Genomic DNA, 13,480 nt, shown 5'->3' on the forward strand with positions numbered 1-13,480 from the left:
GTACAATGCCCTCCCTTTCTTTCTTAGCGATTCCTTTTACATGGTTGCTCGTTACATCGAAATTAAGAACAGTATCAAAGACGATATTCTGCAAAAGCGCTACCAGGTGGGGGAGAAGATCCCTTCCGAAAGAGAGCTGGCGCTGATTTATGGCGTGACGCGCGTCACTTTGCAAAAATCGATGCATCTGTTGGAGCAAGAAGGATTCATTGAGCGAATTCACGGGAAAGGGATGTTTGTTGCCCGTGTTATCGACGATGATGTGTACATGCTTAACAATGGTGCGGGGGATTCTGTTCTCGGTTTCTCACGTGAATTCCATCACCAGGCAAAGATATCCAGCCAGCTCATTACGCATCAAATGCTGTGCGCCACGCCTGAGATTGCTCAACAACTTGAAGCGCAACCGGGGCAGGTTCTGCACTATATTCGCCGCGTACGTCTCATTGATAACACGCCAGTACTGATTGAAGACTCATGGATCAACGCCGCAGTGATTGCCGATATCCCCAATACGGTGCTGGATGGCGGCTCGCTGTATGAATATATTGAAACCTACACCGGCAAAAAAATTAAATTCTATAATTCGGTGATTGAGGGCGACCTGTTTACCAAAGAGATGGCTGACATGCTTGGTATCGCGCCAGGCGTGCCGATGCTGAAAGTCTCGGGTGTGACGAAACTCGAAGATGGAACCGCGTTTAACTATTCGCTCAGCTATAACCGGGCAGATAAGTTTAAAATAAAGAATAATTGGGTCGGAAAGTAAAAAGCGCCTGAGACCAGGCGCTTAAACGTATTAAGCATTTTTAGAAGTAATATTTGAACCGCACGCGTGCGCCGTAGCGATCGTCATCACTGGAAATCTTCTCATCGCTCTGGATTTTAGACCAGTAGGTTCCCAGATAGATATTGAAGTTATTCATATCCATCACGTTTGGAATCAAATAAGAAGCATGTATGGTATGAATATCATAGGTGCCTTCGTCGGTGATGATACAGTCTTCATCGCAAACCATTTTTTCAAAATCGTCGATTTTATTATGGGCGTAGATATAACCTAGCTCGAAGTTTTTCCATAACGCGTTAGCGGCGGTAGTAAAATCTTCTTCATTATCGGCATCCATATACGCGGTATTGAGATTTAATGTGACACCATTTTCGGGATCGGTTTTCTTACCGTCCCATGTCATGGTCAAACCATACCCGGTACGATCGGACTGATCGACAAACTCACCTTTGCTATTGGTATAACCATACGCGTTATTAATGACGTTAGATTCCATTGCCGCAGAGAATGCCAGCTCTTTCATCGGAGACCAGGAAACGACCGGGCGCATATAAATAACATTTTTCTCTTTATCCATCTCACGACCATGATAGGTGCGTCCATTGGCACTCACGTTATCATTATCAGCAAAAAGCGTTGCGCCATCTTCTATCAGTGAATTTAATTCAAAATACCAGTCATCAATTTGCTTACTCAGCAAGAAGTTACCGCCCGCATCGGAACGCCCGCGCCCTTCTTTCATCATGTAAATATAGCCCTGGCCATCGCTATAAAGGTCATTGGCCGTATTACCCGAATGCTCAACGAAGGTATCCTGATTGAGCGGGAACATATCAAATGCTTCAAAGCGGCCCACTTTCACTTTCCAGTCATTTTCCTGACCAAAATGAAAATAGGCATCATCAAGGTTCATGCTGCCATACATATCAGCCAACGGCTGAATGGAGAAGCCAGCATAACGGCCATCATTCAGTTTACGCATACCGTCAACACCAAGCAGGATACGACCATCCATGTCCCACTGTTCGGTGGTGTTATCTTCGTTGAGTTTGGTCAGCGTGCCTCTTTTACTCTCCGCATCCATGTTGAATTCGACATCACCGTAAATTTTCAGGTCACCGTAGCCGGAAAGCGAGAGCGCCGGGGTGGTGGCGTTTTTTGCGGTCTCCGTTGCCGGAGTCTCGCTTTTCACCACTACGCGTTCCTGTACTTCCTTGATCTCCTTCCGAGCCGTGATTTGCTGGGTTCTCAATACCTGAACTTCTTGCTCTGCTTTTTCAGCCCGATGTTCAGCTGAAATGAGTCGATCTTCAAGTAATTGAAGACGTTGTTCAACGGTGAGCGAAGTTGATTTTGCGGTAGCCGAATGCCCCACCAGTAAGCATCCGATAGCCACTGCGATTGCCGTTTTTTTCATATACATCGTTCCTTGAGGAAATAATAAAGCGGGCGTTACCTTCCGCCATGAATATATTTTTGCGATGAATGATTTATAGTTATAACGTATTTAAAAAAGGGAATGATTTGCATTCATTCCGCTTGATTTCATTCAGAAAGACATTGAATGAAACCGACAAGGGATAATATTGATTAGCACGGAAAGGTGATAATGAAAATAGACAACAACGTGAGCGAGATAACACCCATTGTTTTAAATCATATAAGAAATAAATCAATTAAACGAAAAACCGCCCTACTCATTGAGGGCGGTTATCATTAATTCTGTTCAGCGATCAAAATGGCCTGAGTATCGTCTTCCAGCGCTTTGAAAACATGCTCACGGTCGGCGGGGTAACAGATGTAATCACCTGCACCTAACTCTTCCGGCGCGCCGGTCAGGCCCACCATCGCCCGGCCTTGGGTGACAATAATATGCTCAACGGATCCAGGCGAATGCGGGTGAGAAATGCGGTCTGCGCCCGGCTGCGTCATCAACAGGTAAATATCCCGACGGGCACCCGGCGGACAAGTGGCGAGCAAAATCGCCTGATAGTTTGCCTGTTCGGCCATCACTTTCGTGCCCTCACCCCGGCGGATCACTTGAGTCGTAGGTGCCTGTGGTTCAAGCAAACGGGCAAATGGAATATCCAGCGCCACGCAAAGCGACCACAGCGTTTCCAGGCTAGGATTACCGTTTCCTGCTTCAAGCTGAGACAGCGTGGATTTAGCAATCCCGGCCCGGCGAGCGATCTCCGCCAGTGAAAGCCCGGTACGCTGGCGTTCACGCACCAGGCTGCTGGCGATCACGCTGATTGGCTGTGTCATACACGGCTCCATATATTATAAAACGAACGAATCGTTCGACTTGAAAAACGAATCAACACTGTTCATTATAATGGAAACTCGTTCGATATGGCTAAAACTGGATGACCAAACTTTCTCTCTCCTGCCTGAAAGGCGACACCATCAAAGCCATCGTACTGGTCTGCGTGGCGGTGGGTGTGGTCGCCGTCTCGTATGGATCGCTGGCGATGTCATGGGGCTTTCCGCTGTGGGTGCCGCTGGCGTTGTCTACGCTGGTGCTGGGCGGCGCATCTGAATTTATGTTTCTCGGGATAATTGTCAGCGGCGGTAATCCGTTTGCCGCAGCGGCGGCGGGCTTGCTGGTGAACGCCCGACATATCCCCTTCGGTATTGCAGTGCGTGAACTGGTGGGCACCCGCGCCATCGGCCTGCTGGGCTGCCATATCATGAATGATGAAAGCGTGGTGTTTGGCCTGTCTCAACCGACGCCTGAACAGCGTAAAGCCGCCTACTGGCTGTGCGGCTGCGGGATAGCCATCCTTTGGCCGGTCGGTGTTCTGCTGGGCAGCGGCGTTGGTAAATTGCTGCCCGCCCCGGAAACCATCGGCCTCGATGCGGTATTCCCGGCTATTTTGCTGGCACTCGTCGTCCCGGCGCTCAAGAAACGCACCACGTTAATTCGCGCACTCAGCGGGGCCGCGATTTCACTGGCGTCTGTGCCGTTCACCCCTGCTGGCGTGCCGGTTCTGCTGTCGCTGCTGGGTATTTTCGCGAGGAAAAAATAATGGCTGATATCCTGTGGATTATTCCTGGCATCGCCGTTCTGTCCGTCGGAACCTACCTGATGCGCTTTGGTGGGGCAAAGCTCGGTAACAAGCTGGCACTTTCTGACCGCTCTCAGGCGATGCTCAACGACGCGGCCACGACGTTACTGTTTGCAGTTGCGCTGGCGGCGACCTTCTTTGAGGGCAACCATTTTGCGGGCAGTGCGCGTGTTATCGGCGTGGCGGTGGCGGTGTTTCTGGCCTGGCGCAAAATGCCGCTCATTGTGGTGATTGTTGCCGCTGCGGTGGTGACCGCCGTGCTGCGTTATTTCGGCCTGCGTTAATTCTGCATACACTCAGGTTTCACGCCTGAGTGTGCGCTGTCCCGCAAAACTTAGCGCTGTTTCTGTCATCACCCACGGACATATTGCCCGTCAGCTTTCCCACGCCTGACCGCTACACTGGATGTCTATTTTTTAGACGGAATATCCGTATGGCGCGCCTCACTCCCGACTGCATCAACCTGAACATTCGCGGCAATACTGCCTATTCCATTCTGAAGCAATTGGCGGATATGGCTTACGCCCGTGGTTTTGTCAGCGATAAAAGTGTGTTTCTGCAAACGCTGCTGCAGCGTGAAAAACTGCATTCCACCGGTTTCGGCTCCGGCATCGCCGTTCCACACGGCAAAAATGCCTGCGTCAACCAGCCCTTCATACTGTTCGCCCGCAAAACGGAAACCATCGACTGGCAAGCCGCCGATGGCCAACCGGTCAACGGCTGGATTTGCATTGGTGTGCCGCAGGCAGGGGAAGAGAATCAGCTGAAAATGATTGGTGCGCTGTGCCGCAAAATCATCCATGCCGATTTCATCGAGCAGCTACAACAGGGCGATGTAAGCCAGATCCTGACGCTACTGAATCAGACGCTCAGCGAATAAAAAGGAACCGGCTATGGAATCATCATTACGTGTTGTGGCCATTACCAACTGCCCGGCGGGGATCGCTCACACTTATATGGTCGCCGAAGCGCTGGAGCAAAAGGCACGTCAGCTCGGACATACCATTCGGGTGGAAACGCAAGGCTCGAGCGGGGTCGAAAACCGCCTCAGCGATGCGGAAATCGCTGCCGCCGACTATGTGATCCTCGCCACCGGGCGTGGCATCAGTAATGACGATCGGCAGCGTTTTGTCGGTAAAAAGGTCTACGAGATCCCTATCTCACAGGCGCTAAAAAATATCGACACTATTTTCCCTCACTTAGCGACCCAAGCGCTGACGTTTACTGCCGATAACAGCGTGAGGCTTGGAAAGCAGGAGGTTGTTCAGGGTAGCGTGATGAGCCATCTGATGGCGGGGGTTTCAGCCGCGCTGCCGTTCGTTATCGGCGGCGGTATCCTGGTGGCCATCGCCAATATGCTGGTGCAAATGGGTTTGCCGTATACCGATATGGCGAAAGGCGCACCATCGTTTACCTGGGTGGTTGAATCGATAGGCTATCTCGGTTTCACCTTCATGATCCCGATTATGGGCGCTTATATCGCCTCGTCGATTGCTGATAAACCGGCGTTTGCCCCGGCTTTTTTGGTGTGCTATCTCGCCAACGATAAAGGCCTGCTCGGCACCCAGTCGGGCGCGGGCTTCCTTGGCGCGGTGGTGTTGGGGCTGGCAGTCGGTTACTTCGTACTGTGGTTTCGTAAAGTACGACTCGGCAAAGCCCTGCAACCGCTGCTCGGCTCGATGCTGATCCCCTTCGTTACGCTGCTGCTCTTCGGCGTGCTGACCTATTACCTCGTCGGGCCGTTTATGTCCGATGTGATGAGTGGCCTGCTGCACATCCTCAACACCATTCCGCCGTCAATGAAACTCGGGGCCGCGTTCCTGGTCGGGGCGATGCTGGCGTTCGATATGGGCGGGCCTATCAACAAAACCGCATGGTTCTTCTGCTTTTCGCTACTCGAAAAACAGATCTACGACTGGTACGCGATTGTCGGCGTGGTGGCGTTAATGCCGCCAATGGCCGCCGGGATCGCCACATATCTGGCCCCGAAACTGTTCACGGCGCAGGAAAAAAGTGCCGCCAGTAGCGCGATTGTGGTCGGTGCCACGGTGGCAACCGAACCTGCTATCCCTTACGCGCTGGCCGCTCCGCTGCCGATGATCACCGCCAATACCCTGAGTGGCGGCATTACCGGGATGTTGGTTATTGCGTTCGGTATTAAGCGCCTGGCACCTGGCTTAGGCATTTTTGATCCGCTCATCGGGCTGATGTCACCGGTCGGGTCGTTCTATCTGGTGCTGGCCGTCGGGCTGGCGCTTAACATCTCGTTGATCATTCTACTGAAAGGCTTCTGGCTGAAGCGTAAAACCGCAACACAACAGGAAAACGAACATGGACACCGAACTGCTTAAGCAGTTGTGTAACGCCACCGCCGTCAGCGGTGATGAACAGGAAGTTCGCGATATTTTGCGGGCAGCGCTGGAAAAGAGCGCGGAAGAAATCAGCTTCGACGGCCTGGGCAGTTTTATCGCCCGCAAAGGCAAGCGTGGCCCGAAAGTGGCGATTGTCGGGCACATGGATGAAGTGGGTCTTATGGTCAGCCATATCACCGACGCGGGATTTCTGCGCTTTGCGACCATCGGCGGCTGGTGGAGCCAGTCGATGCTCAACCATCGGGTCGCGGTGCGGACCCGTTCGGGCCAGATAATTGCGGGCGTCATCGGCTCAGTCGCGCCCCACGCGCTGACGGAAAAGCAAAAACAGCAGCCGGTCGATTTTGACGAGATGTTTATTGATATTGGCGCGAACAGCCGGGAAGAGGTGGAAAAACGCGGCATTGCGCCGGGCGACTTTGTTAGCCCTGAGGCAAATTTCGCCCGTTGGGGCGAGGATAAAATCGTCGCAAAAGCACTGGATAACCGCGCCGGATGCGCCTTAATGGCCGAGCTGTTTCAGGCGGTCGATAACCCGGACATCACCCTGTATGGCGTGGCCACAGTGGAAGAAGAAGTGGGCCTGCGCGGGGCGCAAACGTCAGCCGAATCTATCCAGCCGGACGTGGTGATCGTCCTTGATACCGCGGTGGCTGGCGATGTGCCAGGCATCGATAACGTGAAATTCCCGCTGAAACTCGGCAGCGGCCCGGCGGTGATGCTGTTTGATAAACGCTATTTCCCGAACCACAAATTAACGGCGCTGCTGAAAGCCTCGGCGGAGCAAACAGCAAGCCCGGTGCAGGTCTGCATCATGAAAACCGGGGCCACCGACGGCGGGCGCTATAACGTGATGGGCGGTGGTCGCCCGGTGCTGGCGCTGTGCCTGCCCACGCGCTATCTACACGCCAACAGCGGGATGATTTCTGAAAAAGACTACGATGCGTTATTTGCCATGACCCGCACACTGTTGCAGCGATTAAACGGTGATACGGTGGCGGCTTTGCGGGATTTCAGGTGAACAAGGATGCTCAACGAACGTCAGCTCTCCCTTTTGGTCAAACTGGAACATCAGTCCAGCTCCCTGGCGGAGCTGGCGCAGTCCGCAGGGGTCTCCGCGCGCACCATTTCGCGGGATATTGATTATCTGAACTTCACCCTCAGCGGCCGCGCCCGGGTGAACAATCAGGGCAGCGCAGGAGTACAGCTCGACATTCTCGACCGAAAGCACTATTTCCAGCTATTGCAGCGTCACGACCACGACGATCAGCTGCTGGCGCTGCTGTTGCTCAACGGCTTCACCACCCGCCTTCAGCTGGCGGACGCACTTGATCTTCCAGAAACGCTGGTTGCCGATAAACTGGTAAAACTGCGACAACGCTACGAAAAAGTATTCTGTATCGCCGGGCGGCCTGGGGTCGGTTATTTTATCGATGAGCCCGAAACGCGGCAGATCCTGATCCTCGCCAACTTGCTGAAAAAAGACCCGTTTATCTCCCCGCTGACCGGCTTTAACTACGCCGCCGTCGAACGTTTAACCTCATCCCTCGCCTCGTTGCAGGGATGGCCCGCGATCGGCCGGGATTATGTCGTCAGCATGGTCCTTGCAGTATGGGCGATGCGGAATGTCATCCGCAGCGTACCGCTTTCCGAAGGGGATCATGACATTGCGTTCTGTATTGAAAACGCGGGGTTTTATTTTAATCAGAAGACGTTGAGTGTGCTGGTGTCGCTGCTGGATGAATTGCAACTACAGGCCACGCGCATTACGCCGGAGGTTATCCAGCATCTGTTGACCGAAACCTTAAGCGCCCATCCCGGCGGGGAACTGGATGCCCAGCTCATTGAGGATTTAACCGGGCATGTCACCCGCTGCGCAGCCTCACCGGTGTGGGTGGCAGAGAGCCGTCAGGGCAGTATGAACAATCTCAAAGCCGCGTGGCCCGTGGCGTTTGATATGAGCATTCGCTTTATCACCCTGCTACGTGAACAGCTTGGGCTGATCATCTCGGACAGCGACCTGATTGGTCTCTACTTTGCCTGCGCCCTGGAACGTCATCAGACCGAACGCCAGCCAGTGATTCTACTGGCCGAGCAAAATGCGATCGCCACCGTTAACAAACTGGCGATTGAACGCGATATCCCGAACAGTCGGGTACATATCGCCCGCAGCGTGGCCGAAATGATAGGGCTTCGGGAAGAGCTACAGCCGGTATGCATCATCAATAACAGCCATCTGGAGCTGGATGAATGCGTGAGCAATGTGCTGAATATACGCAACATTATCACCCCCGGCGGCATTAGCCAGATCAAGGATTTTCTCGATACGGTATTTATTCGGCAAAATCTCGACCGCCTGTTTCCTATTGAAGGCAGTTTCCATGAAGATAATTCCCCTGAAGACAGCTGGCTGGAGATTTGCGCTCGCGTCAGTCAACGGCTGGTAAAACACAAGCATTTAACCGCCGATGAAGCCTGGCGAATTTGTCAGCGTGAACAGGAAGGGGAAAATCTTATCGTGAACCAGTTGGCTATTCCGCATTGCTGGAGTGAGAGAGAGACATCGTTTCGTGGTTTTTTCATTACGCTTTCTCATCCGCTCACGGTCAATCACGAGCCGGTAAGCCATCTGCTGATCGCCTGTGCCAGCGCGTCTGCCCGCCATGAACTGAAGATTTTCAGCTATCTCGCGAGAACGTTGTACAAGCATCTGCCAGGGGAAATTACGGGATTGAAAAACGCGGGGGAATTTGTGCGGCTACTGCGGGAATAAAACCTGTCCCGGGCTCGGCTGAGCCAGGGACAGTGGCTATGGCTTATTTATTTAACTCAGCGGTCATGTGCACGCGGTTACCGGCAAAGGCCTGCGTGATTTTGTAAGAAGAGGCACCCGCTTCCTGAGCCTGGGCCGCGATTTTTGCTTCAGCACCGTCAAGTGTTGAAGACGTTGCGGTCACGGTCTGGGCTGCGAAAGAACCGAATGAGGTAGCGAGAGCGATAACTGCGACAAAAGTTTTGATGCTGTTCATGATGTAAATCCTTCAGTTAAGTTGTTTTGGTAAGGCACCGTGCCTTGATGTGATAAATAATAGCCTCACATTCACCCAACGAATAGCGGAAGGTTTTGCTTACATCATTCAAATTTATTGACCAACAATCAAACGGCCAAAAGCCTCTGCGGATGTGTATAAATCGTCGCCCTGCCCGGCTTGCAAAAACCCACCAGCGTCAAATTACAGCGTTCGGCCACTTCCACCGCCAGCGTGGTGGCGGCCGAGACGGCAAACAGAATTTCGACGCCGCACATTGCCGCTTTCTGCACCATTTCATAGCTTGCCCGGCTGGAAACCAGAACCGCACCCTGATGCCACGCTTTGCTTTCGCCTGCGCGGTGCCCGAGCAGTTTGTCGAGCGCCACATGGCGACCAACGTCTTCATGTCCACCCGCCAGGCGGCCGTCCGGCAAAACCCAGGCAGCCGCGTGCGTGCAGCCTGTCAGACGGCCCACCGGTTGCACATCGTTCAGGTGTTCGAGAGCGAGATCGAGATATTTCAGGCTGAATGTTTGGCTGAACGGCAGCGGCGAGATCGGTTTGCCAACGTCGTTTAACTGCTCCACCCCGCAAACGCCGCACCCGGTGCGTCCGGCCAGCGCCCGACGCCGCTCTTTAAGGGCCATAAAACGGCGGCTGGAAAGTTCAATCTGCACCTCAAGGCCATTACAGACCGACACCACATCCATGCCATAAATTTCCGATCGGTTTTCGATAATCCCTTCGGATAAGGAAAAACCGATGGCAAACAGGCGTAAATCTTTGGGGGATGCCATCATCACCACGTGGGATATGCCGTTGTATACCAGCGCCACGGGCACTTCTTCAGCCAGGTCATCCTGCTGGGCGTGCTGCAAGTCCTGGCGTTTCCAAAGACTCACCTGACGCATTCCAGTGATATCACTCACATTACCAATCTGTTCTGATGTTTTTTCGTTCACTTTGCATTAACCGTATTGGAACAAACGTACACACAATGTGGTATTCTGAAGGCATATCCCTCCGGGAAAGAGGGAGATTACCCTAATTCTGAACCTTTGCGGCTTTGACCGCAAAGGTAAATAACAATCCATTCCCTGAGCGGTTTAGGTATTGAATGGCGACGGGAAAGCAATGTCGAAACAAGGAGTGACCCATGCAGGTCAGCAGAAGGCAGTTCTTTAAGATCTGCGCTGGCGGTATGGCAGGCACTACGGCAGCAGCGTTGGGGTTTGCCCCAAGCGTAGCGCTGGCGGAAACACGGCAGTACAAACTGCTGCGTACCCGTGAAACCCGTAACACCTGCACATATTGTTCTGTCGGTTGTGGGCTGTTGATGTACAGCCTCGGTGACGGCGCAAAGAACGCCAAAGCATCCATCTTCCATATCGAAGGGGACCCGGATCATCCGGTAAACCGCGGTGCATTGTGCCCGAAAGGCGCTGGTCTGGTGGATTTCATCCACTCCGAAAGCCGCCTGAAATACCCTGAATACCGCGCGCCAGGCTCCGACAAATGGCAGCAAATCAGTTGGGATGAGGCATTCGACCGCATCGCCAAGCTGATGAAAGCTGACCGTGACGCCAACTTCATCGCGCAAAATGCTGAAGGCACCACCGTTAACCGCTGGCTCTCCACCGGTATGCTGTGTGCGTCCGCTTCCAGTAACGAAACCGGCTATTTAACGCAGAAATTCACCCGTGCGCTCGGTATGCTCGCGGTAGACAACCAGGCACGCGTCTGACACGGACCAACGGTAGCAAGTCTTGCTCCAACATTTGGTCGCGGTGCGATGACCAACCACTGGGTGGATATTAAGAACGCCAACCTGGTCGTGGTGATGGGCGGTAACGCCGCTGAAGCACATCCGGTAGGGTTCCGCTGGGCGATGGAAGCCAAAATCCACAACGGTGCCAAACTTATCGTTATCGATCCGCGCTTTACGCGTACGGCATCGGTCGCGGATTTCTATACCCCGATTCGTTCCGGCACGGACATTACCTTCCTTTCCGGGGTTATCCTGTACCTGCTGAACAACGAAAAAATTAACCGCGAATATACCGAGGCGTATACCAACGCCAGCCTTATCGTACGTGAAGATTACGCGTTCGATGACGGCCTGTTCTCGGGCTATGACGCGGATAAGCGCAAGTACGATAAAACCAGCTGGAACTACGAGCTGGACGAAAACGGTCACGCCAAACGCGATACGACCCTGACCCATCCGCGCTGCGTGTGGAACCTGCTGAAAGAGCACGTTTCCCGCTATACGCCGGAGATGGTCGAAAATATCTGCGGTACGCCAAAAGCCGACTTCCTGAAAGTCTGTGAGTACATCGCAGAAACCAGCGCGCACGATAAAACCGCCTCGTTCCTGTATGCCCTGGGCTGGACCCAGCACTCGGTTGGCGCACAGAACATTCGTACCATGGCGATGATCCAGCTGCTGCTCGGCAACATGGGTATGGCGGGTGGCGGCGTGAACGCCCTGCGCGGACACTCCAATATTCAGGGTCTGACCGATCTCGGCCTGCTGTCACAGAGCCTGCCGGGCTATATGACGCTGCCAAGCGAGAAACAAACCGACCTGCAAACCTATCTGACCGCCAACACGCCAAAACCGCTGCTGGAAGGCCAGGTGAACTACTGGGGCAACTATCCGAAGTTCTTCGTCTCGATGATGAAATCCTTCTATGGCGACAAAGCAACAGCGGAAAACAGCTGGGGCTTTGACTGGCTGCCGAAGTGGGACAAAGGTTACGACGTTCTGCAGTATTTCGAGATGATGTCCAAAGGCCAGGTGAACGGCTATCTCTGCCAGGGCTTTAACCCGGTGGCGTCGTTCCCGAACAAAAATAAAATTGTGGCCTCGCTGTCGAAGCTGAAGTTCCTCGTCACCATCGACCCGTTGAATACCGAAACCTCGACTTTCTGGCAGAACCACGGCGAACAGAACGACGTTGACCCGTCAAAAATTCAGACCGAAGTGTTCCGTCTGCCATCGACCTGCTTTGCCGAAGAGAACGGTTCTATCGTTAACTCCGGCCGCTGGTTGCAGTGGCACTGGAAAGGCGCAGACGCCCCTGGGATCGCCAAAACGGACGGGGAGATCCTCGCCGGTATTTTCATGCGGATGCGTGAAATGTACGCCAAAGACGGCGGCCCGGCACCGGAGCCCGTGCTGAACATGACGTGGAACTACTCCACGCCGGACGAGCCTGCCTCGGAAGAGGTGGCGATGGAAAGCAACGGCAAAGCGCTGGCTGACATTACCGACCCGGCAACCGGCGCGGTTATCGTTAAGAAAGGCCAACAGCTCACCTCGTTCGCCCAACTGCGTGATGACGGCACCACCGCTAGCGGCTGCTGGATTTTCGCCGGCAGCTGGACGCCGGATGGCAACCAGATGGCGCGACGCGATAACGCCGACCCGTCAGGCCTGGGCAATACGCTCGGCTGGGCGTGGGCGTGGCCGCTTAACCGCCGCATTCTGTATAACCGTGCCTCCGCAGACCCGCAGGGCAAACCGTGGGATCCGAAGCGTCAGCTGTTGAAGTGGGACGGCGCGAAATGGGGCGGCGTGGACATTCCGGACTACAGCGCGGCAGCACCGGGCACCGACGTTGGCCCGTTCATCATGCAGCCGGAAGGGATGGGACGCCTGTTTGCCCTCGATAAGATGGCAGAAGGGCCGTTCCCGGAACACTACGAGCCGTTTGAGACGCCGCTTGGCACCAACCCATTGCACCCGAACGTTATTTCGAACCCGGCCGCACGCGTGTTCAAAGACGATATGGCCGCGATGGGGAAAGCCGATAAGTTCCCGTACGTCGGGACCACCTATCGTCTTACCGAGCACTTCCACTACTGGACCAAGCACGCGCTGCTGAACGCCATCGCGCAGCCGGAACAGTTCATTGAAATCGGTGAGAAGCTGGCGGGTAAACTCGGTATCGGCCATGGCGACACGGTAAAAGTCTCCTCCAATCGCGGCTACATCAAAGCCAAGGCGGTGGTGACCAAACGTATTCGCACGCTGAAAGTGGACGGTAAAGAGGTAGACACCATCGGTATTCCGATTCACTGGGGCTTCCAGGGCGTGGCGAAGAAAGGCTTTATCGCCAATACCCTGACGCCATACGTTGGTGATGCCAACACCCAGACGCCGGAGTTCAAATCCTTCCTTGTGAACGTGGAAAAGGTATAGCGGAGACGACT

At 53.9% G+C, this 13,480-nt stretch carries 12 protein-coding genes; 8 read left to right on the plus strand and 4 right to left on the minus strand.

Translation table 11 applies throughout. The annotated features are described in order from the left end of the window. Positions 1-40: 40 nt before the first annotated feature. Entirely contained in the window at positions 41-769 is a 729-nt protein-coding gene (locus SIK69_RS17400; RefSeq protein WP_319786647.1) for a GntR family transcriptional regulator, read from the plus strand. A 40-nt stretch (positions 770-809) separates the two neighbouring features. Here the strand turns inward: SIK69_RS17400 and SIK69_RS17405 are convergent, their stop codons facing one another. Then, positions 810-2,207, minus strand: a complete 1,398-nt coding sequence (locus SIK69_RS17405) for a carbohydrate porin (RefSeq protein ID WP_319629597.1) — start codon at positions 2,205-2,207, stop codon at positions 810-812. Between the two features lie 299 nt (positions 2,208-2,506). Next, positions 2,507-3,055 carry a helix-turn-helix domain-containing protein gene (locus SIK69_RS17410; protein ID WP_319629598.1) on the minus strand — a complete coding sequence of 183 codons (549 nt, stop codon included), beginning with the start codon at positions 3,053-3,055 and terminating at the stop codon, positions 2,507-2,509. Positions 3,056-3,156: 101 nt separating this feature from the next. Here SIK69_RS17410 and SIK69_RS17415 point away from each other — a divergent pair, with 101 nt between their 5' ends. From SIK69_RS17415 to SIK69_RS17440, 6 genes are all read left to right on the plus strand, one after another. After that, positions 3,157-3,819 (plus strand): AzlC family ABC transporter permease, encoded by a 663-nt coding sequence (locus SIK69_RS17415; RefSeq protein ID WP_319629599.1) that lies wholly within the window; start codon positions 3,157-3,159, stop codon positions 3,817-3,819. Continuing rightward, on the plus strand, positions 3,819-4,142 hold the full coding sequence (locus SIK69_RS17420; RefSeq protein WP_319629600.1) for a branched-chain amino acid transport AzlD family protein: 324 nt from the start codon (positions 3,819-3,821) through the stop codon (positions 4,140-4,142). The genes SIK69_RS17415 and SIK69_RS17420 overlap by 1 nt, the downstream gene beginning before the upstream one ends. A gap of 149 nt (positions 4,143-4,291) precedes the next feature. Then, positions 4,292-4,738 carry a PTS fructose transporter subunit IIA gene (locus tag SIK69_RS17425; RefSeq protein ID WP_319629601.1) on the plus strand — a complete coding sequence of 149 codons (447 nt, stop codon included), beginning with the start codon at positions 4,292-4,294 and terminating at the stop codon, positions 4,736-4,738. Positions 4,739-4,751: 13 nt separating this feature from the next. Further along, entirely contained in the window at positions 4,752-6,209 is a 1,458-nt protein-coding gene (locus tag SIK69_RS17430; RefSeq protein ID WP_319629602.1) for a PTS fructose-like transporter subunit IIBC, read from the plus strand. Next, a complete protein-coding gene (locus SIK69_RS17435) occupies positions 6,190-7,251 on the plus strand; it encodes an aminopeptidase (protein ID WP_319786648.1) in 1,062 nt (353 codons plus the stop codon). The genes SIK69_RS17430 and SIK69_RS17435 overlap by 20 nt, the downstream gene beginning before the upstream one ends. Before the next feature lie 6 nt (positions 7,252-7,257). Beyond that, positions 7,258-9,003: a putative frv operon regulatory protein gene (locus SIK69_RS17440; protein ID WP_319786649.1), complete on the plus strand. Its 1,746-nt coding sequence runs from the start codon at positions 7,258-7,260 to the stop codon at positions 9,001-9,003. Positions 9,004-9,046: 43 nt separating this feature from the next. Here SIK69_RS17440 and SIK69_RS17445 read toward each other — a convergent pair whose 3' ends face one another. Continuing rightward, positions 9,047-9,259, minus strand: a complete 213-nt coding sequence (locus SIK69_RS17445) for a YdgH/BhsA/McbA family protein (RefSeq protein WP_319629605.1) — start codon at positions 9,257-9,259, stop codon at positions 9,047-9,049. Between the two features lie 128 nt (positions 9,260-9,387). Next, on the minus strand, positions 9,388-10,173 hold the full coding sequence (fdhD, locus tag SIK69_RS17450; protein WP_374941354.1) for a formate dehydrogenase accessory sulfurtransferase FdhD: 786 nt from the start codon (positions 10,171-10,173) through the stop codon (positions 9,388-9,390). A gap of 245 nt (positions 10,174-10,418) precedes the next feature. On the opposite strand from fdhD, the gene fdnG reads away from it, so the two are divergent. Continuing rightward, on the plus strand, positions 10,419-13,469 hold the full coding sequence (fdnG, locus tag SIK69_RS17455) for a formate dehydrogenase-N subunit alpha (protein WP_319786651.1): 3,051 nt from the start codon (positions 10,419-10,421) through the stop codon (positions 13,467-13,469). Positions 13,470-13,480: the final 11 nt, after the last annotated feature.

Source organism: Scandinavium lactucae (assembly GCF_033843265.1).
In the GTDB taxonomy this organism is placed as follows: Bacteria; Pseudomonadota; Gammaproteobacteria; order Enterobacterales; family Enterobacteriaceae; genus Scandinavium; species Scandinavium lactucae.

Coding starts and splice junctions, on each gene's coding strand:
- SIK69_RS17400 (WP_319786647.1), top strand. CDS start 41: ATGGTTGCTCGTTACATCGAAATTAAGAACAGTATCAAAGACGATATT.
- SIK69_RS17405 (WP_319629597.1), bottom strand. CDS start 2,207: ATGAAAAAAACGGCAATCGCAGTGGCTATCGGATGCTTACTGGTGGGG.
- SIK69_RS17410 (WP_319629598.1), bottom strand. CDS start 3,055: ATGACACAGCCAATCAGCGTGATCGCCAGCAGCCTGGTGCGTGAACGC.
- SIK69_RS17415 (WP_319629599.1), top strand. CDS start 3,157: ATGACCAAACTTTCTCTCTCCTGCCTGAAAGGCGACACCATCAAAGCC.
- SIK69_RS17420 (WP_319629600.1), top strand. CDS start 3,819: ATGGCTGATATCCTGTGGATTATTCCTGGCATCGCCGTTCTGTCCGTC.
- SIK69_RS17425 (WP_319629601.1), top strand. CDS start 4,292: ATGGCGCGCCTCACTCCCGACTGCATCAACCTGAACATTCGCGGCAAT.
- SIK69_RS17430 (WP_319629602.1), top strand. CDS start 4,752: ATGGAATCATCATTACGTGTTGTGGCCATTACCAACTGCCCGGCGGGG.
- SIK69_RS17435 (WP_319786648.1), top strand. CDS start 6,190: ATGGACACCGAACTGCTTAAGCAGTTGTGTAACGCCACCGCCGTCAGC.
- SIK69_RS17440 (WP_319786649.1), top strand. CDS start 7,258: ATGCTCAACGAACGTCAGCTCTCCCTTTTGGTCAAACTGGAACATCAG.
- SIK69_RS17445 (WP_319629605.1), bottom strand. CDS start 9,259: ATGAACAGCATCAAAACTTTTGTCGCAGTTATCGCTCTCGCTACCTCA.
- fdhD (WP_374941354.1), bottom strand. CDS start 10,173: ATGCGTCAGGTGAGTCTTTGGAAACGCCAGGACTTGCAGCACGCCCAG.